Origin of the sequence: Jannaschia seohaensis (assembly GCF_900116765.1) — a bacterium.
In the GTDB taxonomy this organism is placed as follows: Bacteria; Pseudomonadota; Alphaproteobacteria; order Rhodobacterales; family Rhodobacteraceae; genus Jannaschia; species Jannaschia seohaensis.
In genome coordinates, this window is the sequence record NZ_UETC01000001.1 from 197,014 (window position 1) to 216,650 (window position 19,637).

21 protein-coding genes and 1 pseudogene are annotated in these 19,637 nt (G+C 68.3%); 12 read left to right on the forward strand and 10 right to left on the reverse strand.

The window, feature by feature from the left end; all coding sequences use genetic code 11:
* Nucleotides 1-40 precede the first annotated feature (40 nt).
* The 5 genes from hpf to DTQ71_RS00960 all read right to left on the reverse strand — a co-directional run bounded on the left by hpf (nt 41) and on the right by DTQ71_RS00960 (nt 3,254).
* Nucleotides 41-610, reverse strand: coding sequence for a ribosome hibernation-promoting factor, HPF/YfiA family (hpf, locus tag DTQ71_RS00940; RefSeq protein WP_109562422.1), 570 nt, complete (start codon nt 608-610; stop codon nt 41-43).
* Between the two features lie 190 nt (nt 611-800).
* Nucleotides 801-1,550: an LPS export ABC transporter ATP-binding protein gene (gene lptB / locus DTQ71_RS00945; RefSeq protein WP_109562423.1), complete on the reverse strand. Its 750-nt coding sequence runs from the start codon at nt 1,548-1,550 to the stop codon at nt 801-803.
* On the reverse strand, nt 1,547-2,020 hold the full coding sequence (locus tag DTQ71_RS00950; RefSeq protein WP_109562424.1) for an LptA/OstA family protein: 474 nt from the start codon (nt 2,018-2,020) through the stop codon (nt 1,547-1,549). Before DTQ71_RS00950 ends, lptB begins: the two co-directional genes overlap by 4 nt.
* Nucleotides 2,021-2,030: 10 nt before the next feature.
* Complete coding sequence (locus DTQ71_RS00955) at nt 2,031-2,621, reverse strand: hypothetical protein (RefSeq protein WP_109562425.1); 591 nt, start codon at nt 2,619-2,621, stop codon at nt 2,031-2,033.
* A 3-nt stretch (nt 2,622-2,624) separates the two neighbouring features.
* A complete protein-coding gene (locus tag DTQ71_RS00960; RefSeq protein WP_109562426.1) occupies nt 2,625-3,254 on the reverse strand; it encodes a ribonuclease D in 630 nt (209 codons plus the stop codon).
* A 132-nt stretch (nt 3,255-3,386) separates the two neighbouring features.
* Between DTQ71_RS00960 and uraH the strand changes: the two genes are divergently transcribed.
* Together uraH and DTQ71_RS00970 are read left to right on the forward strand one after the other, a co-directional pair.
* Nucleotides 3,387-3,737 (forward strand): hydroxyisourate hydrolase, encoded by a 351-nt coding sequence (gene uraH, locus DTQ71_RS00965; protein ID WP_109562427.1) that lies wholly within the window; start codon nt 3,387-3,389, stop codon nt 3,735-3,737.
* Between the two features lie 106 nt (nt 3,738-3,843).
* Nucleotides 3,844-5,088, forward strand: a complete 1,245-nt coding sequence (locus DTQ71_RS00970) for a urate hydroxylase PuuD (protein ID WP_109562428.1) — start codon at nt 3,844-3,846, stop codon at nt 5,086-5,088.
* A 70-nt stretch (nt 5,089-5,158) separates the two neighbouring features.
* Here the strand turns inward: DTQ71_RS00970 and DTQ71_RS00975 are convergent, their stop codons facing one another.
* The gene (locus DTQ71_RS00975; protein ID WP_170125255.1) at nt 5,159-5,989 is read right to left on the reverse strand and encodes a nitroreductase family protein; all 831 of its coding nucleotides are present in this window, start codon (nt 5,987-5,989) and stop codon (nt 5,159-5,161) included.
* A 119-nt stretch (nt 5,990-6,108) separates the two neighbouring features.
* Here DTQ71_RS00975 and DTQ71_RS00980 point away from each other — a divergent pair, with 119 nt between their 5' ends.
* From DTQ71_RS00980 to DTQ71_RS01010, 7 genes are all read left to right on the forward strand, one after another.
* Nucleotides 6,109-6,819: a succinate dehydrogenase/fumarate reductase iron-sulfur subunit gene (locus DTQ71_RS00980; protein ID WP_109562429.1), complete on the forward strand. Its 711-nt coding sequence runs from the start codon at nt 6,109-6,111 to the stop codon at nt 6,817-6,819.
* A 127-nt stretch (nt 6,820-6,946) separates the two neighbouring features.
* Nucleotides 6,947-7,288, forward strand: coding sequence for a succinate dehydrogenase (locus tag DTQ71_RS00985; RefSeq protein WP_109562430.1), 342 nt, complete (start codon nt 6,947-6,949; stop codon nt 7,286-7,288).
* Between the two features lie 2 nt (nt 7,289-7,290).
* Complete coding sequence (locus tag DTQ71_RS00990) at nt 7,291-7,638, forward strand: succinate dehydrogenase, cytochrome b556 subunit (protein ID WP_109562431.1); 348 nt, start codon at nt 7,291-7,293, stop codon at nt 7,636-7,638.
* The gene (locus DTQ71_RS00995; RefSeq protein WP_109562432.1) at nt 7,635-9,398 is read left to right on the forward strand and encodes an L-aspartate oxidase; all 1,764 of its coding nucleotides are present in this window, start codon (nt 7,635-7,637) and stop codon (nt 9,396-9,398) included. Before DTQ71_RS00990 ends, DTQ71_RS00995 begins: the two co-directional genes overlap by 4 nt.
* A 148-nt stretch (nt 9,399-9,546) precedes the next feature.
* Complete coding sequence (locus DTQ71_RS01000) at nt 9,547-10,509, forward strand: fumarate hydratase (RefSeq protein WP_109563099.1); 963 nt, start codon at nt 9,547-9,549, stop codon at nt 10,507-10,509.
* The gene (locus DTQ71_RS01005; RefSeq protein ID WP_170125256.1) at nt 10,506-11,642 is read left to right on the forward strand and encodes a CaiB/BaiF CoA transferase family protein; all 1,137 of its coding nucleotides are present in this window, start codon (nt 10,506-10,508) and stop codon (nt 11,640-11,642) included. The genes DTQ71_RS01000 and DTQ71_RS01005 overlap by 4 nt, the downstream gene beginning before the upstream one ends.
* On the forward strand, nt 11,639-12,310 hold the full coding sequence (locus tag DTQ71_RS01010; protein WP_109562434.1) for a fumarate hydratase C-terminal domain-containing protein: 672 nt from the start codon (nt 11,639-11,641) through the stop codon (nt 12,308-12,310). The genes DTQ71_RS01005 and DTQ71_RS01010 overlap by 4 nt, the downstream gene beginning before the upstream one ends.
* Nucleotides 12,311-12,417: 107 nt before the next feature.
* On the opposite strand, the gene DTQ71_RS01015 is transcribed toward DTQ71_RS01010, so the two are convergent.
* From DTQ71_RS01015 to DTQ71_RS01025, 3 genes are read right to left on the reverse strand one after another with little or no spacing between them, the layout of a single operon-like run.
* A complete protein-coding gene (locus DTQ71_RS01015; protein ID WP_109562435.1) occupies nt 12,418-13,524 on the reverse strand; it encodes a mandelate racemase/muconate lactonizing enzyme family protein in 1,107 nt (368 codons plus the stop codon).
* Nucleotides 13,521-14,264, reverse strand: a complete 744-nt coding sequence (locus DTQ71_RS01020) for a sulfite exporter TauE/SafE family protein (protein ID WP_109562436.1) — start codon at nt 14,262-14,264, stop codon at nt 13,521-13,523. The genes DTQ71_RS01015 and DTQ71_RS01020 overlap by 4 nt, the downstream gene beginning before the upstream one ends.
* Nucleotides 14,261-15,145 (reverse strand): LysR family transcriptional regulator, encoded by an 885-nt coding sequence (locus DTQ71_RS01025; protein ID WP_109562437.1) that lies wholly within the window; start codon nt 15,143-15,145, stop codon nt 14,261-14,263. The genes DTQ71_RS01020 and DTQ71_RS01025 overlap by 4 nt, the downstream gene beginning before the upstream one ends.
* A 118-nt stretch (nt 15,146-15,263) precedes the next feature.
* Between DTQ71_RS01025 and DTQ71_RS01030 the strand changes: the two genes are divergently transcribed.
* The 3 genes from DTQ71_RS01030 (at nt 15,264) to DTQ71_RS01040 (ending at nt 18,609) form a co-directional block, all read left to right on the forward strand.
* On the forward strand, nt 15,264-16,232 hold the full coding sequence (locus DTQ71_RS01030; RefSeq protein ID WP_109562438.1) for a Bug family tripartite tricarboxylate transporter substrate binding protein: 969 nt from the start codon (nt 15,264-15,266) through the stop codon (nt 16,230-16,232).
* Nucleotides 16,233-16,625: 393 nt separating this feature from the next.
* The gene (locus DTQ71_RS01035; RefSeq protein ID WP_109562439.1) at nt 16,626-17,114 is read left to right on the forward strand and encodes a tripartite tricarboxylate transporter TctB family protein; all 489 of its coding nucleotides are present in this window, start codon (nt 16,626-16,628) and stop codon (nt 17,112-17,114) included.
* Between the two features lie 10 nt (nt 17,115-17,124).
* Nucleotides 17,125-18,609: a tripartite tricarboxylate transporter permease gene (locus tag DTQ71_RS01040; RefSeq protein WP_109562440.1), complete on the forward strand. Its 1,485-nt coding sequence runs from the start codon at nt 17,125-17,127 to the stop codon at nt 18,607-18,609.
* 2 nt (nt 18,610-18,611) lie between these two features.
* Here DTQ71_RS01040 and DTQ71_RS01045 read toward each other — a convergent pair.
* Nucleotides 18,612-19,629: pseudogene (locus tag DTQ71_RS01045) on the reverse strand (ABC transporter ATP-binding protein).
* Nucleotides 19,630-19,637 lie beyond the last annotated feature (8 nt).

Here is a 19,637-nt window from a genome sequence, read left to right on the forward strand (position 1 = left end):
GCCTTATCCTCGCCCCGCCCTTTCGGAGGACGGCCCCTGCTCAAGCCACGGTGGTCGGATCGATCCAGCCGACATTCCCGTCGTCGCGCCGATACACCACGTTAAGGCCGCCGCCCTTCTCGTTCTTGAAGACGAGCACCGGGGCGCCGGCAAGTTCCATTTGCATCACCGCCTCACCAACGGAAAGGGCCGGAATCCGGGTTTCCATTTCCGCAATGATGATCGGTTGGAGGTCATCGGATTCCGAGTCCTCCGGCTCAGGAGCGAGGATATAGCTGGCGGCGCCCGAAACTTCAACCGGTTGCGACCGTTCCTGGTGGTGGTTCTTGAGGCGGCGCTTGTAGCGGCGCAGCTGCTTGTCGAGCTTTTCGCTGGCCGCGTCGAAGGCGGCGTAGATCTCTGTCGCCTTGCCCGTGGCGGTCGCCGTCAGCCCGGTCGACAGGTGCACCGTCGCCTCGCAGACATGCTCATGCGCGGACTTGGAAAAGGTCACCTGCGCGTCGGTCGGGCGCCCCGCATATTTCTCCACGACCGTTCCGAGCTCGGTTTTGACGTGGGTCTGCAGAGCTTCGCCAATGTCGATCTGCTTGCCGGTGATCTGGTAGCGCATGGAGGTTCCTTCGGAGGTCTTGTCGGGCTGTTGGCCCTGGCCGAGTTGAATGAAAGGGTCCGGGCCGCGCCCTTGGCGGCGGTCGCATCCGGTGCCCCGAGAGGCGGGACGATGTCGTGCGAGCAGGGCCCCATCCTTCCATTCGGCGTCCTAAGAGGCCGACTGTCAATGGGAAAGGCGACACGGCCGGTCAGCCTGCGAAGCTGTCGCCCAGATAGACGCGGCGCACATTGGCGTCGGCCGTGACCTCGGACGGGCTGCCCGACATCAACACACCGCCATCGTGCAGGATATAGGCCCGGTCCACGAGTTGCAGGGTCTCACGGACGTTGTGATCCGTGATCAGCACGCCGATTCCGCGGGACTTCAGCTGCAACACGAGATCCTGGATATCATTGACACTGATCGGGTCGACGCCGGCGAAAGGTTCGTCGAGCAGCAGATAGCGCGGCCGCGCAGCCAGACAGCGCGCGATCTCCACGCGCCGCCGCTCCCCGCCCGACAGCGCCAGGGCCGAGGCGCGGCGCAGATGCTCGATATGGAATTCGCCCAGCAGCTCCTCCAGCCGTTCGCGGCGGCGATGGCGTTTGGGCTCCGCGATTTCGAGGACGGCCATGATGTTCTGCTCGACGGTAAGGCCCCGAAAAATCGACATCTCCTGCGGGAGATAGCCGATCCCGGCCTTGGCGCGGCGATACATCGGCAGCCATGTCAGCTCGCGCCCGTCCAGGGTGACCGAGCCGCCATCGGGCGCCACCAGCCCCGCGATGCAGTAGAAGGTGGTCGTCTTGCCTGAGCCGTTCGGACCCAGCAGCGCCACGACTTCGCCCCGGGAGAGATCCATCGAGACGTCGCGGATGACCGGCCGCTTCTTGTAGGACTTTCGGAGATTGCGGATCGCCAGCCCGCCATCGCCCGCGATGACCTGCGGTGCCGTCACGGTTGTAGCGTCGTGCGTACCCGGCCCGACACCGTGCCCGACCCTGTCGCGAGGTTCACCGCCAGCCGGTCGCCCGCCAGGGTCACGCCGTCCTGCGTGACCACCACGTCGCCCGACAGCAGGATCTCGGAGCTGTCCAGCAGATAGGTCGCCTCCTGCCCCTCGGCCGCGTCCTGACCGGCGACGATCAGCACGTCGCCCGCAGCGTTCAGCCGCTCGATCCGGCGGTTCCCGCCCTCGGTGGTATAGTCCACCGTGACGGTGCCGGCCGACAGGCGCAGCGTCCCCTGGGCGATCACGACATTGCCGGTCAGCGTCGCGCGGCCGGTCGCCTGATCGACCTCCAGATTGTCGGCGGCCACTTCGACGGGCGCGGAGGCGTCATGCCCGCCCCCGCCAAAGCCGACCTGTGTCTCCTGCGCAGAGACGGGAAGGGCCAGAACGGCCAGAAAAACGAGCACGCGCAACATCGGTCGGATCCTATCTTTCCGGGGGGAGATACACCAATTCGATGCCCCGCGTGAAGACCAGCCGCGAGACGCCCCCGGTCTCGGTCAGATGCAGAGCGCCCGCCCGGAGCGTTCCGATCGGCCCATCGCCCGCAACGTCGGTTCCGCGCATGTCGACCACGTCCAGCCGTCCCTCCAGCCGCGGGGCCGTCAGGCTGTAGCCGGTGGAGGTCTCGATCTCTACGGCCCCCTCCAGCACGAGGCTGCGCCCGGCCGCGTCGACCTCGGCCCGGTCGGCGCGCAGAGTGATCCGCGCGGCCTCGGGCGAGATGACCTCCAGGGCGACCGCTTCGGCGGTCATGAGGCTCGGATCGGCCCGGTCGGGCAGGGCCCGCGCCGCCGTCAGCGCGAAGTCCGACCCGTGCGAGGATACGCCGGCAAAGCGCGGCGCCGTCAGTTGCTGGTCGCGGGCGCGCATGGAGACGTCGACCTCCGCATAGGGGATCGCGTCGTCCGGGTTCACCGTCCGCGGCAGCAGAAAGAGCGACGACAACAGCCCCAGCGCCGCCATCGGCAGCAGGATGCGCGCGCCGCGCACCAGGCTGGTATGGCTGTCCGCCATGGCTCAGCTATGCGCGAAGATGTCCGTCTCGGGATAGCCGATCAGGTCCAGCTTGGCGCGGGTGGGCAGGAAGTCGTAGCAGGCCTGGGCGATCTCGGTGCGGCCCTCGCGGGCGAGGCGGGCGTCCAGCACCTCCTTGAGCCGGTGGAGATAAAGCACGTCGGAGGCCGCGTATTGCATCTGCGCCTCGGTCAATTCCTCCGCGCCCCAGTCGGAGGTCTGTTGCAGCTTGGAGATATCCTCGCCCAGGCATTCCGACAGCAGCGCCTTGAGCCCGTGCCGGTCCGTGTAGGTGCGCACCAGCCGCGAGGCGATCTTGGAGCACCAGACCGGCTCGGCCAGAGCGCCGAGGGTGTGGTACAGCGCGGCGATGTCGAAGCGGCCGAAATGGAAGAGCTTCAGCACCGTCTTGTCGCGCAGCAGGGCGGCGAGATTCGGCGCCTCGGTCTGGCCGATGGCGATCTGCACCAGATGCGCCTGCCCGTCCCCGCCCGAGAGCTGCACCAGGCAGAGCCGGTCGCGATGGGGATTTAGCCCCATCGTCTCGCAATCGATCGCGACCCCGTCGGGAAAGGTCATCCCATCGGGCAGATCGCCCTGGTGGAGCGTGATGGCGGAAAGCGGATTGGTCATCGGCGGCAACCTCGGCTGGTTGCGCTGGCCCTAGCCCGGCCTGTGCCCTGCGCGCAATCCCCGCGCGGCCGCGCGGCTTGTGGCGCGGGCCGGACCACGGCACTCTGGCCGGGTTCCACGAGAGGCGCGCCCATGACCGGCTTCCTGACCACCCATGTCCTCGACACCGCCCGCGGCTGCCCGGCCGAGGGCGTGGCGATCACCCTCTACCGCCTTTCCGGCACCGCCCGCGAGAAGATCGCCGATGCGGTCACCAACGCCGATGGGCGCACCGATGCGCCGATTCTGCCCCAGACGGCGTTCCAGACAGGCAGCTATGAACTGATCTTCCATGCCGGCGCTTATCTGCGTCGCCATGGGGTCGAGGGCGAGAGGTTGTTCCTCGACGAGATCCCGATCCGCTTCGGCATGGCGGAGGCGTCGCATTATCACGTCCCGCTCCTGCTCAGCCCCTTCGGCTACTCGACATATCGGGGCTCGTGACCTGCCCTTCTTCCCTGCATAAATATCCCGGGGGGCCCGCAGGGCGGGGGCAGAGCCCCCTCCGACCTTTCCGTCCCTCGTCACCCCGGCATAGGGAGCGCCGCGCATGTTCGACCTCGCCGTGATGTGGGACTGGCTGGCCTTTTCGGTCCGCTGGCTGCACGTCATCACCGCCATCGCCTGGATCGGCGCCTCGTTCTATTTCATCGCGCTCGACCTGGGGCTGCGGAAGGCTCCCGACCTGCCCAAGGGCGCCTATGGCGAGGAATGGGAGGTGCATGGCGGCGGCTTCTACCACACGACCAAGTATCTCGTGGCCCCCGACCGACTGCCGGAGCATCTGACCTGGCACAAATGGCAGAGCTACTGGACCTGGATCAGCGGCGCGCTCCTGCTGGCCATCGTCTATTGGGCGGGTGCGGAGCTGTTCCTGATCGACCCGGAGAAGGCGGATCTGGCCGGCTGGCAGGCGATCGGCCTCTCGGCGGCGTTCATCGCGGTGGGCTGGGTCGGGTATGACGCGCTCTGCCGCTCGCCGCTGAAAGACAGCCCGACAGCGGTCATGCTGGTCTTGTTCGCGGGGATCGTGCTGGCCTCCTGGCTGCTCAACCAGATCTTCACGGGCCGCGCGGCGCTGCTGCATCTGGGGGCGATGACGGCGACGATCATGACGGGCAACGTGTTCTTCGTCATCATGCCGAACCAGCGCATCGTGATTGCCGATCTCAAGGCCGGTCGCACGCCCGAGGCGAAATACGGGCAGATCGCCAAGCTGCGGAGCACGCATAACAACTATCTGACGCTGCCGGTGCTGTTCCTGATGCTGTCGAACCACTATCCGCTGGCGACCTCGACGGAGCATGCGTGGATCATCGCGTGCCTTGTCTTCCTGACCGGGGTCACGATCCGGCATTACTTCAACACGCTGCATGCCACGGGCGAGGGTCCGATCTGGACCTGGGGCGCGACGGCGCTGCTGGTGGTGGCGATGGCGTGGCTGTCGACCGCCTCCGGCTTCGACGGCGATTACGAGTCGCTGGAGGAGGCGGAGCTTTCGGGCACGGCGCTGGCCTTCGCGTCCTCGCCGGCCTTCGACGAGGCGGCGAACGCGGTCCGGGGCCGCTGCTCCATGTGCCACGCGCGGGAGCCGATCTGGGACGGCATGTATTGGGCGCCCAAAGGCGTGCATCTGGAGACGGATGCCGACATCGCGTCCCACGCGCGGGAGATTTATCTGCAATCCGGCATCAGCCACGCCATGCCGCCCGCCAACCTGACCGAGATGCTGCCGGAAGAGCGCGCGGCGATTCGGCGCTGGTATCGCGGCGGGGAGGACGTGGCCGCCCGGTAGATGCTCTTTGGCCCTGCCGGGCCGCATCGCCCCAGGGCCGACGACGTCCGGAAGGGGGGAGGAGGGCGGGTCAGTCCAGTTTGAAGCCCTTCGCCCGGATGAAGGCGCCGAAATCGGCGCGCTCGGGGGCCGAATACTGGCGGGCCTTGTCCTCGGACCAGCCATAGGTGTCGGACGCTCCGAAGCGGTCCGGGAAGCGCTGCGCGGTATAGGGCTGGTGGGCGGCGCGCGCCGTGTCATAGGCCGCGATCTCGGCGCGCAGATCCCCCTCGCGGTAGCGGTCGCGATGGACCGTCGCGCCCAGGGGCAGGCGCATCGCGATTTCCGGCGGAGCGGCGGGCCAGCCGATGGCGAGGCCCGCGACCGGGAAGACGTGATCGGGGAGGCCGAGCAGTTCCGAGACCGCCGCCGCCTCGTTTCGGACCGCGCTGATCGGGCAGCAGCCGAGTCCCATCGCCTCCGCCGCCGTGACGAAGCCCGCCAGCGCGATCCCAGCATCGACCGCCGCGTTGAAGAAGGCGTCCAGGTGGTCGTTGGCGAAGGCCACGCCGTGCCACGCATGCAGCAGCCGCTGACGGCGGTTGTTTCCGCAGAACACGGCAAGGACCGGCGCGCCCGCGACCCAGCCCTGCCCCGAGACGAGCCCGGCCAGCCTGGCCCGCGCCTCCGGGTTCGTCACCAGCACGATGTCCCGCTGTTGCAGGTCGCTCTTGGTCGGGGTGGCCAGCGCGACGGCACAGAGCGTCTCCAGCAGGGCGTCCGGCACGGCGCGATCCGCGAAACGCCGGCAGGAGCCGCGCGCCGCCATCCCGGCGAGCGCGTCGGGGACGGGACCCTCGGGCTGGGGCGGGTCCGGGTAGCGCGCCGCGAAGAGGGCGCGAAGGTGGTTGGGGTCAGTCATGGCGGCTCTTTTGTTAGAGAGACTTACGAAACCTTCAAGAACAAATGGGGTTCGTAAAGCTCGACTATTTGTTATAGGTCGTTCATCTGCTTTGCCGACACAGCTTGGACGGAGCTCCGATGTCCACCGACACCATACGTCTTACGATCGACCGGGGGTCCGAGACCCAGGCTTTCGACGTGCCTGCCTATGAGAGCCAGACCGTGCTCGACGTCGTCTCCTGGGTGCAGCAGAATGCCGATCCCTCGCTGGCTTATCGCTTCGCCTGCCGGGTGGGGATGTGCGGCTCCTGCGCGATGATGGTGAACGGCGTGCCGCGCTGGACCTGCCGGACCCATGTCTCGAAAGTGGTCGAGGATGGTGCGCTGCATGTCGGGCCGCTGCGCAACCTGCCGGTGATCCGCGACCTGGTGGTCGACATGGACCCGTTCTTCGACAAATGGATCGCCGCCGAAGGGGTCCATCACGGCACCCGTACCCGCGACGACGAGATCGCGCCCGTGGACGAGACCTCGCCCGCCCGAGTCGAGGCCAATAGCGGCATAGAATGCATCAACTGCTCCGTCTGCTATGCGGCCTGCGACACGGTGGCGGGCAACCCGGACTATCTCGGGCCCGCGCCGCTGCTGCGGGCCTGGACCCTGCTCAACGATGCGAAGGATGCGGGGCGGGTGGCGATCCTGGACGCGGTGTCGGGCTCGGGCGGGTGCCATAACTGCCATTCCATGGGGTCCTGTACCGCCTATTGCCCAAACGAATTGGACCCGATGTCGGCCATCGCGGGGCTGAAGCGCGAGACGATGAAGCACGCGCTCAGGGGGCGGCGGTGACGGGGGCGCGCCGGGCCTTTGCCGATGCGCCGGGCGCATCGGTCGCGCCGGGGGGCCAGCCCCCCGGACCCCCCGGGATATTTCCACAGGGAAGAAATGAAAGACCGTCCTTGCAGGGGAGGGGGCAATGATCGGACTTCGCCTCTACATGGCGCAGCGGATTTCGGCGCTGCTTATGGCGCCCTTCGTGCTGGGGCATCTCGCGGTGATGATCTACGCGATCCAGGGCGGGTTGAGCGCCGCCGAGATCCTGGGACGGACTCAGGGATCGGTGCTTTGGTTCGCGTTCTATGGCCTGTTCACGGTCGCGGTCTCGGTCCATGCGGCCATCGGGCTGCGTGCCATCGCCCATGAATGGGGCGGGGTATCGGGCCGGGCGCTGGACGTCTTGATGTGGGTCGTGGGGCTGGGGCTGCTCTGGCTGGGCGGCTCCGCCGTCTGGGCTGTCACCTATGGGGTCGCGCCATGACGATGGTTGCCTACAAGAACCGGGCCCATCCGCTGTGGCTGGCCTATATCGTGCACCGGCTGTCGGGACTGTTCCTGGCGTTGTTTCTGCCGCTGCATTTCTGGGTTCTGGCCATGGCGGCTTCGGAGCCCGGGCGCCTCGACGGCTTTCTGCGGTTCACCGAATACGGGATCGTGAAGGCGGCCGAGTTCGGCCTGGTCTTCGGGCTTGCCATCCACATGTTCGGGGGGCTGCGTCTGCTGGCGCTGGAATGGCTGCCCTGGTCGGCGCCGCAGAAGACGCTGGCGGCGGCCGCGGCGTCCGCATCCTTTCTGATCGCCGCTTTGTTCCTGATGAGGGCTTTCGGATGACACCCCAGATCGACCGCCACGACACCGATATCCTGATCCTGGGGACCGGGGGCGCGGGGCTGTTCGCCGCGCTCCACGCACGGCAGACGGCGCCCGAGGCGAAGGTGACCATCGCGGTCAAGGGGCTGATCGGGAAGTGCGGCTGCACGCGGATGGTGCAGGGCGGCTACAATGTGGCGCTGGGCGGCGGCGACACGGTCGAGCGGCATTTCATGGACACGATTATTGGCGGCAAGTGGCTGCCCAACCAGGACATGGCCTGGCGGCTCTGTGAACAGGCCGTGGTGCGCGTCCGCGAGTTGGAGAACGAGGTCGGTTGCTTCTTCGACCGCAACCCCGACGGCACGCTGCACCAGAAGGCCTTCGCCGGGCAGACCGCCGACCGGACCGTCCACAAGGGCGACCTGACCGGCATCGAGATCATCAACCGGCTGATGGAGAAGGTGTTGGCGAGCGGCGTCGAGAAGATGCAGGAGCATCGCGCCCTGGGCCTGATCCCGACCAAGGACGGCAGCGCCCTGGCCGGGGTGCTTATGGTGGATATGCGGACCGGGCGCTTCCGGCTGGTCCGCGCCAAGACGGTGCTGATGGCGACGGGCGGCGGCCCGACCATGTACAAGTATCACACGCCCTCCGGCGACAAGACGATGGACGGGCTGGCGATGGCGCTGCGGGCCGGTCTGACGCTGCGAGACATGGAGATGGTGCAGTTCCATCCCACCGGCTTGCTGGCGGGTGACCACACGCGCATGACCGGAACCGTGCTGGAGGAGGGCCTGCGCGGCGCGGGCGGACAGCTGGTCAACCATGCCGGCCAGCGCTTCATGTTCGATTACGACGCCAAGGGCGAGCGGGCGACGCGGGATGTCGTCTCCCGCGGGATCTATGCCGAGATGCGCAAGAACAACCATCCCGATCAGGAGGGGGTGTTCATCTCGATGTCGCATCTGGGGCCGGATTTCGTGCGCCAGAAGTTCAAGGGCATGGTCAAGCGCTGCGCCGATTGCGGCTTCGATCTGGCGGCGGGCAAGGTCGAGGTGGTGCCGACGGCGCATTACTTCATGGGCGGTGTCGTGGTCGACGTGGACACGCGCACGGCGATGGAGGGCCTCTATGTCGCCGGAGAGGATGCCGGGGGCGCGCACGGGTCCAACCGGCTGGGTGGGAACGGGGTCGCGAACTCCACCGTCTATGGCGGGATCGCGGGGGACACGATGGGGCGGGACGTCCGGGGCATGTCGCTCCGTGTGCCGGACGAGGAGGTGCTGGCCGCCGAGGTGGCGCGGGCCACCCATCCCCTGAGCGTGACGCCCGGCCATGTCCTGCCGCTGCGGCAACGCCTGCAGGAGGTGATGTGGGAGGAGGTCGGCGTGATGCGGACCGAGGCGGGGATGCGCCGGGGGCTCACCGGCATCGCCGAGGTGGCGGGGGAGTTGATGGAGACCGGGGTGGCCGGCGGCAAGGTCGATGGAGATCTGGCCTTCAACCTGACTTGGCACGACTGGCTGAACCTGCGGTCCCTCTGCGACGTCTCGGAGGTGATCGCCAAGGCCGGGATCGCGCGGGAGGATTCGCGGGGCGCGCATTTCCGCGAGGACTTCCCCGAGACCGGGCCGCTGGAGGAGAGCGCCTTCACCGTCGCGCGGCAGGTCGGGGACGCCGTCGAGGTCGGGACGGAGCCGGTGCGCTTCACCCTGGTGCGGCCGGGCGAGACGATCCTGCCGGAGGGCGAGCCCGAGACGCTGGTGGCGGCGGAATGACTGGCGCGGCCCGGATATCAGGGACGCCGCGCCCCGGCCTTGCGCCGGGGCCTCGCCCGAGCGGGCGTCCCTCCGCTGCGGATCGAGATGCCCGGCCGCCGGTGGAGGCCCCGGCGCAAGGCCGGGGCGCAACACAAGGATGGACCCGATGACCGAGACCCCCCTCGCCCTGCTCGAATCCACCGCAGAGACGCTGATGGACAAGGCCGCCATCGAGATCCCGCAGGACTATCTCGACGGGCTCCAGGCCGCTGCCGATGACGAGGACGGGGACCTGTCGTCCTTCGTCCTGAAGGCCATGCTCGAGAACTACGAGGCAGCCAAGGAGGATCGCCGCGCCATGTGCGGCGATACCGGCGTGCCGCGCTGGTTCGTGAAAATGGGCAACGAGGCCCGGGTGGAGGGCGGCATGTGCGCGCTGGAGGACGCGCTGCGCCGCGCCACGGCGAAGGCGACCAATGGCGTGCCGCTGCGTCCGAACCGGGTGCATCCGCTCTGGCGGACGGACCATGACAACAATTGCGGCATCGGCGCGCCGGAAATCGAGTATGCGTTCGAGCCGGAGGGCGACTGGATCGACCTCATCACCGTCCACAAGGGGGGGCTGTTCGGGACCGACTATCGGATGCTGTTCCCGTCGGACGGCATCCAGGGGATCAAGCGGTTCTATCTCGACAGCCTGATGGCCTTCGGCAAGCGCGGCCTCGCCTGCCAGCCGGCGATCATCGGGATCGGGCTGGGCGGCTCCAAGGATATCTGCATGACCCTGGGCAAGCGCGCCTCGGTGCTGCGCACCGTGGGCTCCAAGAACCCCGACCCGCGCATCGCGGAGCTGGAGGCGGAGTTCAAGGAGCTGGGCAATTCCATCGGCATGGGCGCGATGGGGTTCGTCGGCAAGAACATGGTCGTGCAGTGCAATATCGAGGTCGGATACTGCCATACCGGCGGGATGCCGATGTCGGTCCACGCCTTCTGCCTGTCCTCGCGCCGGGCCGTGGCCCGCATCTGGCCCGATGGGCGGGTGGAGTATCGGACGGATCCGGATTGGTTCACGCCCTATATGCGCCGCGAGGGCGTGGAATGGGCGCCCAGGGTCGAGGCGGCGGAATGACGGATGGACCGCTCTCGGGCGTCCGCGTCCTCGACCTGACGCATGTGCTGGCCGGTCCTTATGCGACCGGGCAACTCGCGCTGATGGGCGCGGAGGTGATCCGGGTCGAGCGGCCCGGCGGCGACGATTTCGTGCGCCGCCACGGCGGAACCGAGGCGATGCGGGAGGCAGGCTTCGGTGCGTCGTTCCTCAGCCAGAACAGCGGCAAGAAATCGGTCGTGCTCGACCTCAAGCAGGCGAGCGATCGGGCTCGCTTTCTCGACCTCGCGGAGCGGGCGGATATCGTGGTCGAGAACTTCCGCCCTGGCGTCGTCGACCGGCTGGGCGTCGGCTTCGAGGCGGTCCGTGCGCGGCGGGCCGACGCGATCTTCGCCAGCCTCACCGGCTATGGGCAGGACGGTCCGCTTTCGGGCCGGCCCGCTTATGACCACATCCTGCAAGGCATCAGCGGCCTGATGGCGATGACCGGCGCGCCGGAGAGCGGGCCGATGCGCGTCGGTCTGCCCATCGTCGACTATGTGGCCGGTCAGGCCTTGGTCCAGGCGCTGCTCGGCGCGCTGCTGCAACGGGCGCGGAGGCCCGGGGAGGCGCAACGCTTGTCGGTGTCGATGCTGGACGCGATGACGGCGTTCATGGGGCCCTACGCCATCCAACACGAGACGACCCGCCAGTTGCGCGGCCTGGAAGGCAATCGTGCCTTCGCGGACACGCCCTTTTCGGGCCGGTTCGACACGGCCGACGGCGCGCTCGTCGTGACGGCCAACAGCCCGGCGCAGGCCGCACGGCTCTGCGCGGCGCTGGGCCGGCCAGACCTGCCGGAGTCGGCCGATGTGGCGGGGGACCTCGCCGCGATCTTCCGCACGCGGTCCGCCGACGACTGGGAGGAGATCCTGTCCGTCGCGCATGTCCCCGCCGCCCGCATCCGCACGCTGGCAGAGGCGCTCGCGCATCCGCAGATGGCGGGGAGCCCGACGTGGAAGCCGCTGCCAGTGCCGCAACTGGGCATCACCGTCCGGGCGCCCGCCTTGCCCTTCGACGCGCCCTGGGGCCCCGAGGCGCTGGCCCCCGTTCCCGCCTTCGGGGAGCATACCGACAGCGTCCTGACCGACCTGACAAAGGAGGCCGCAGAATGAGCGTTCGCGAAGTCCGTCTCTCCACCACCCCGACCCCCGAGGCGATCGCCGATCTGCGGCTGGGCGACGTCGTCTATCTGGATGGGCTGATGTATACGGCGCGCGAGGGCGTCTACATGCGCGCCCTGGAGGATCGGGCCAACATCCCGATGGAGCTGCCCGCCGAGTCGGCCGCCAATTTCCACTGCTCTCCGGCCGCGCGGATCAACGCGGACGGCTCCTTCGACATGGGCGCGGTGACGGCCACCGCGTCGTTCCGCTTCGCCAAGTGGCTGCCGGAATGGATGGAGAAGTCGGGGGCCAAGCTGATCGTCGGCAAGGGCGGGATGACGTCCAAGGACTACAAGTCCTATTTCGTGCCGAACGGGGCAATCTATCTCTCGACCGTGGGTTACGGGACCGGCGCGCTGCTGGGCCGCGGGGTCGAGAAGGTCGAGGCGGTCCATTGGAACAAAGAGCTGGGGCTCGCCCAGGCGATGTGGGTGATCCGCTGCAACAAGATGGGGCCGTTCATCGTGGCCTCGGACCTCGACGGCGACTGCCTATTCGAGCGGGAGAACGCCCGGATCGCCGAGTCGGGCGCGGTGCAGGCGGCCTATGCGGGGACGAAGCCAGCCGTGCTCAAGCGGTATGGCGAGAGCGACGACCGGTCGGATGAGGTGATCTGACGGGAGGTGGGCATGGTGATGCCCACCCTACGGGCGCTCGACCGGAGGCGTGTCGCGCGGTGTCGGCGTCGTGTCGTGAGTATTTTGGGCCAGAAGAAGACGGGCGCTCAGTGATGTGAGTCGAGGGCCAGTGTCTCGAAGGGGGCGATCTCCTCGGGAAGCCTGTCGATGCCGAGGCCGGGCATGTCTGAGAGGTGCCAGGCGCCGTCCTCGACGGGTGCCCCGAAGGCGTCGCGCAGAGGGTTCTCGTTGGTGTCGAGCTCCAGCAGGCCGGGGCCGCCGGCCGCTGCCAGGAGATGCGCCGAGGCGTGCAGGCCGATACCGCCGCCCAAGAAGTGCGGGCAGTAGGTGCGGCCTTGGGCGAGGGCGGCGCGCGCGACCTCCAGGTTGCCGGTGACGCCGCCCCATTTCGCCACATCCGGCTGGATATAAGTGACATGGCCGTTCGCGATGAGGCGCGCGAAGCCGGGACCGGTCACGTTCTCGCCCGCGGCCAGCGGTGTGGCGGCGTCGGTCAGGGCCGCCCAGTCGGCGGCGGGGGCGTCGGCGGGGAGAGGCTCTTCCAGCCAGGTGAGGCCAAGCGCGTCCGCCTGGTCCAGGGCGCGGAGCGCGGTCGGCACGTCCCAGGCCTGGTTGGCATCGGCCATCAGCCGGCCGCCTTGCATCAGGCTGGCAGCTTGGGTGAGGTGGCGGGCATCGGCTTCGGGGTCGAAGCCGACCTTGACTTTGGCGGCATGGAGGCCCGCCTCGCGGAGGCCGGGCAGGATCTCGGCGGCGCGGGCGACGGCGATGCCGCTGGCATAGGCCGGCACGGAGGGCGCGGCCATGCCGGACAGATGCCGGGCCAGGGGCAGGCCCGCGCGGCGGGCGGCCATGTCGGCGGCCGCCGTGTCGAGCCCGGCGATGACCTGGGCGAAGGGCCCCTGCTCGCCGCATTGGATCGCGCGGATGCGGGTTGCGGCGGTGAGGCGGGCGAAGAGGTCTTCGGCCGGGTGGTCGAGGACGAGATCGGCCATGTCCTCGTGCAACAGACGGGCGCGGTGCTCCGCTCCGGCGGCGGGCCAGTTGGCGAAGATCTCGCCCCAGCCCCAACCGCCGTCCCGGTCGGTCAGCTTGACGAAGACGGCGGGCCGGTCGCGCATCACGCCGAAGGAGGTCGCGACGGGCGCCGGGGTGGGGGCGCGGAAGACCCAGGTTTGGATGCGGTCGATCATAGAAGCTCCTGCACCAGAATGCCGATCCCCATGGCGAGACAGAGGAGGATCAGGAGGCGGCGAAAGCCCGTGTCCGAGAGCCTTCGGAAGGTGAAGATACCGACCTGTGCGACCGCCAGCCCTGCCGGCACCGTGACGGCCAGCGCGGTTAGGGCTTGCGCGTCGAAGGCGCCATTCCAGGCCAGCAGGCCCGCCGTCATGCCGAGCAGGACGAAATTGTAGGGTTGCAGCACCGCCCGCACCTCGCCCTTGGGCCAGGGGCGCAGCGACAGCCACATCGCCGGGATCGCGCCGGAGACGGACGCCGCGCCGCCGCCCACCCCGCCGACGAAGCCGATGAGCCCGTCCCAGACCGGCGTGCGCCGCTCGAAGGCGGGCAGGGCGGCGCGGAAGCCGAAATAGACGCCGTAGAAGATCAGCATCCCCGAGATCGCCAGCCGCAGGGTCCGGGCGTCGATGGAGGCCAGCAGCATCACGCCCAGGGGCACACCGATCACTCCTGGCACGAGGAATCGCAGCAGACGGGGGATGTTGGCGAAGATCGCCTGTCGCACCACCCAGAGCCCTTGCAGCCCGGTCAGCGCCGACATGGTCGCGACGATCGCCACCGCTGTCAAAGGGTCCAGCACCAGAAGATAGAAGCCCAGCGCGAAGAGCGCCGTGCCCGTTCCCGCCAGTCCGTTGATGAAGCCGCCCGCCGCCGCGCCGAGCGCCAGGAACAGGATCGTCTGGGCGGTCATGTCCGGCCCTCGGCGTCGATGACCGAGCGGAAGGCGGCTTCGAGCTCGTCTGTGACCCGCGGGCGCGGGGCGTCGGCGCGGGCGACGAGGCCGATGCTGCGGGTGGGCGCGTTGGGGCCGAGCGAGAGTTGCCGCACCGGCGCCTGCTCCCAGGCCTCGACCACCCGGCGGGGGACGATGGAGACGCCGAGATCGGCATGGACCATGGAGGTGATGGCTTCGAGCGAGCCAAGCTCCATCGTCTCGCGCACCCGCAGGCCGGCCTCGGTGATCCAGTTGTCGATCAGGATGCCCACGGCGGCGGCCCGGGTGAAGCGGATGAACGGCCGGGTGGAGAGTAGCTCGAACGGGTCGTCGCCCTGGGTCTGCCGGGAGACGATCAGATGCAGCGGTTCCTCCGCCAGCGCTCGCCATTCGAGCCCGGCGGGCATCGCGTGGGGCCAGGTGACGATGGCCGCGTCGAGCGCGCCGCGCTCGATATCGCCGACCAGCGGAAAGGTGAGGCCGGGGCGGATATGCAGGGCGACATCCGGCCAGCGGGCCTTGAGCGCGGCCATGGAACGGGGCGTGAGTCCGGTCAACGTGGTGGGCAGCGCGCCGAACGCGATCTCGCCTCCCAGCCCGTCCGTGCCCAGCACCGAGGGCACCAACGCGTCATAGTCGCGGATCAGCAGTCGCGCCCGTTCGACCACCGCATGGCCCAGCCGCGTCAGTTCCGGCGTTCGGCGCGAGCGGTCGAAGAGTTCCAGCCCCAGATCGGCCTCCAGCGCCTGCATCTGTTGGCTGACGGCGGCATGGGTGACGTGGACGCGCTTGGCCGCGGCGCTGAAGGTGCGCGTGTCGGCGACGGCCACGAGCGTCCGCAGGAGCCGGATGGTCATGCGCCGTCTCGTGAGTGGTTTTTTCTATCTTTGTAAGGCAAAGTTGCTTCTCTTAAGATTTCCTTACGACTAGAATCTCGACGAACTGCTGGCAACGGCTCAAGGGGAGGAGCATGTCATGAAACTATTCGGAACGGTGGCGTTGGGGCTTGTGCTGAGTGCGGGGGCGGCCTTGGCCGAATATCCCGAGCGGGCGATCAACATGGTGATCCCATACGGCGCGGGCGGGGCGACCGACATTTCGGCGCGCACCATCGCCGAGCCTCTGGGAGAGGCCGTGGGACAGCCGCTGGTCATGGCGAACGTGACGGGCGCGGGCGGGGCCACGGGCTCGGTCGCGGTGCAGAACGCGCGGCCGGACGGCTACACGATGCTGTTCGCGCGGGTCGGGTCGCACTCCGTCAACCCGGCGATGAAGGCGACGCTGCCCTACACGCTGGACGATTTCCGCTTCGTCACCGTCTACGAAATCAACCCGTTCGCCTGCGCGGTGTCCTCGAACAGCGAGATCATGTCGATGGAAGACCTGATCGCCCAGGCCAAGGGCGACGGGGTCAGCTATTCGTCCTCGGGCGTGGGCTCGGGCCTGCACCTTGCTGGGGCGATGATCCTGGACGCGTTCGGGCTGGAGGACGCGGCCAACGCGGCGACCCATATCCCGCAGCAGGGCGGCGGCGCGGCGGCGACGGCGGTGCTGAACGGGACGGCGGATTTCCTGTGCACGAACACCTCGGCTCTGGCGGGCTTCGTCTCCAACGGCCAGATGCGTCCGCTGATGGTCACGACCGCCGAACCGGTCGTGGGCTTCGACGCGCCGACGGCGGCCTCGCTGGGCCACCCGGAGCTTGAGCAGATGGTCGGCTGGACCGGCATCGCCGGACCCGCAGGCCTGCCCGACGACGTCGCCGCCAAATGGGGCGAGTGGATGGCCGAGGCCGCCGGCGACGAGGAGTTCGTCAGCCAGATGGAAGCTCGCGGCTCGATCATTCGGGTCATGTCGCCGGAGGAGGCGAATGCGTTCATCCAGACGCAGTACGAGACCTTCCGCGCTCTGGTCGACGAACTGGGCATGCGGATTGAAGGGTGAGGCGGATCGGGAAAAGGTCCGGTGGACCTTTTCCCCGCCGAACGCGTCCCGGCCCTGCCGGGTCGCCGGCCCGCAGGGAGGTGGATCGGGAAAAGGTCCGGTGGACCTTTTCCCCGCCGAACGGTCCGGCGTAAGCCGGGCCGGATCCCGTTCCAGACGCTTTGAGTCGGACTCGCGTGCAACGCCTCGCGCTGCCGGGGCTCAGGCCCCACGCGCAGGCCCAAAGCCGTCCTTCGTCCGACCGATGCGCCCGTCGCCGCTGTTCCGACGTGAGTATTTCGGAACCCCTGATGAGGCCCCTGCGCCTGCAATGCGTGCGGGGCACGGGCTGTTGACCCGTCCCGCCGCTTGCACCCTTCTGTTCCGCGATAGCCCCGAGACCTTGCCTGCCCTATGACCCTCCGCACCCTTCAGACCCGGCTGGGCTTCGCCGCGATCGCCATCGCGGCCTTGCTGGCCCTGGTCGCGATCCCGAACTTCGTTTCGTCCCCTTCGAACGTCCGTAACATCGTCCTCTCGCCGACCTTCTGGCCCTATGCCCTGACGGGGATGACGGCGCTGGCGGGTCTCCTGCTGCTTGTCACCGGCTTCCGCGAGGAAGGCGAGACGCCGCTGGAGGAGGAGCATCCGGAGGCCGAAGGAGCCTGGATCCGGATCGGCGGGCTGGCGGCGATCATGGTCGCGGTCATGCTGCTGCTTCCCTGGCTGGGAATGCCGCTGACCTGCATGGCGGCCTTCGCGGCCACCGCCTTTCTGTTCCGCACCCGCCACCCGGTCGTCGCCGTGATCTGCGCCGTTCTTGTGCCGCTGGTGCTCTATGTCTTCTTCGCCAAGGTCGCCGGTGTCGCGGTGCCCCAGGGCGAACTGATCCGTCTGCCGTGAGGAGCCTGCAATGAGTCTTTGGGACAGCCTGATGGCGGGGCTGAGCCTCGTGGCCTCGTTCGAAGCCTTCGCGGCGCTCTTCGTCGGGATCGTGATCGGGGTGATCGGGGGCGCGATCCCTGGCCTGTCGGCGACGATGGCGGTGGCGCTGACGCTGCCCTTCACCTTCGCGATGCAGCCGATCACGGGGATCCTGCTTCTGCTTGGGGTCTATAAGGGCGGCATCTTCGGCGGCTCGATCCCGGCCATCCTGATCAAGACTCCCGGGACGCCGGCCTCGTCGGCCACCATCCTCGACGGTCACCCGATGGCCGAGAAAGGGGAGGCGGGGCGGGCGCTGGGCATGGCGCTCTGGGCCAGCTGCACGGCGGACCTCGTGTCGAACCTGGCGCTGATCCTGTTCGCGGGGTGGCTGGCCAGTTTCGCGCTCAGCTTCGGGCCGCCGGAATTCTTCGCCCTGATCCTGTTTTCGCTCACCATCATCGCGGGCGTCTCGGGCGAGAGCCTGCTGCGCGGCGCGCTCTCGGCGCTATTGGGTCTGCTGCTGGCCACGGTGGGGCTGGATCTCGTCTACGGCACCAACCGTTTCACCTTCGGCGACCCGAACCTGATGGGCGGGCTGAACTTCATCGCCGTGCTGATCGGTCTCTTCGCCATCCCAGAAGTCATCATGATGGCCCGCAACCCGACCGCCCATCTGGGCCGGACGCGCGCGCTGGGCGGCACGAAGGTCACGCTGGCCGACTACATGCGCTCCTTCAAGTCGATCATCCGCGGGTCCATGATCGGCGTGTTCCTGGGCTCAATCCCCGGGATCGGGGCCGCGCCCTCGGCCTTCCTGAGCTATTCCGAGGCGCGGCGGAAATCGCCCAACCGGGCCAATTTCGGCAAGGGCGAGATCGAGGGCGTCGCCGCCTCGGAGGCGGGCAATAACGGCGTCGCGGGGGCGACGCTGATCCCGCTCCTGGCGCTGGGCGTGCCGGGGGACGTGATCACGGCGATCATCATCGGGGCCTTCATGGTCCACGGGTTGCAGCCCGGGCCGATGATGTTCGTCCTGAACGTCGACATCATCTATGGCCTGTTCATCGGGCTGATCGTGTCCTCAGTGTTCCTGTTCATCGTCGGCTCGGTGGCGATCCGGGGCTTCCGTTTCGTGGCCGAGATCCCCAAGCGCATCCTGATGCCGGCGGTGCTGGTGCTCTGCGTCTATGGGGTGTTCGCGGTGAACAACAACATCTTCGACGTGGGCGTGATGTTCGCCATGGGCTGGGTGGGCTACGTGATGCTGCGCACCCGCATCCCGCCCGCCCCCTTCCTGATCGCGTTCATCCTGGGTCCGCTGCTGGAGGACAGCTTCCGCCAGTCCATGCTGATGAGCGGATCGGACCCGGCGATCCTGCTGCGGGGCCCGATCACCTGGTTCTTCTGGGGGCTGACCCTGCTGGCGATCATCGCCATCGCGCGCAGCGTGGGGCGCAAGCTGCCGGTGTAGGGTCAGTCGCGCAGTCGGGCGCCCGTCTCCGGGTCGAACAGGTAGAGATGGTCGGGGTTCAGCGTGATCCCGACCAGATCGTCCTGGTCCTTCCGCAGGTGCCGGTCGCCCTTGGCGATGACGCGCTGTCGTCCCCATTGAACAGTGAGCAGCGTCGCCTCGCCGGTATTCTCAAACGCATAGATCGTGGCGTCGATGGCGCCCTGGCCCGGCTCGCTGACGGTGATGTCGTCGGCGCGTACCCCGAGGACGGCCGCGTTCCGGTCGGGGCCCGGGACGGTGGCGAGACGCTTGCCGCCGGTGGTGACGAAGGCGCCGCCCTCGACCCGCCCGGAAGAGGTTCGCGGGGTCGTTATAGATCTCGTTGGGCGTGCCGAGTTGCTGGATGACGCCGTGGCGCATGACGGCGACCCGGTCGGCCAGGGTCATTGCTTCGATCTGGTCGTGGGTGACGTAGATCGTCGTGACCTGGAACTGGCGGGAGAGATGCTTGAGCTCGGCCCGAATGGTGACGCGCAGCTTCGCGTCGAGGTTCGAGAGCGGCTCGTCCATCAGAAAGACCTTGGGCGTGCGCACGATGGCGCGGGCCAGAGCCACCCGCTGCCGCTGGCCGCCCGATAGCGCCTTGGGCTTGCGGTCGAGGAACTGCGTGAGCTCCACCTGCGCGGCGGCGCGGTCGACGCGCGGGCCGATCTCGGCCTTGGCCACGCCGCGCATCTTGAGCGGGTAGGCGATGTTCTCGCGGATCGTCATATGCGGGTAGAGGCCGTAATTCTGAAAGACCATGGCCACGTCCCGGTCCTTGGGCAGGTCGTCGTTGACCCGCCGGTCGCCGATCAGGATGTCGCCCGAGGTCGGATCCTCCAGCCCCGCGATCATCCGCATGGTGGTGGTCTTGCCGCAGCCCGATGGGCCAAGCAGGACGAGGAACTCCTTGTCACGGATATGCAGCGATTGGTTGTCCACGCCGATGAAATCGCCCCAACGCTTGGTGAGATCCTTGAGGATCACTTCGGCCATGACCGCCC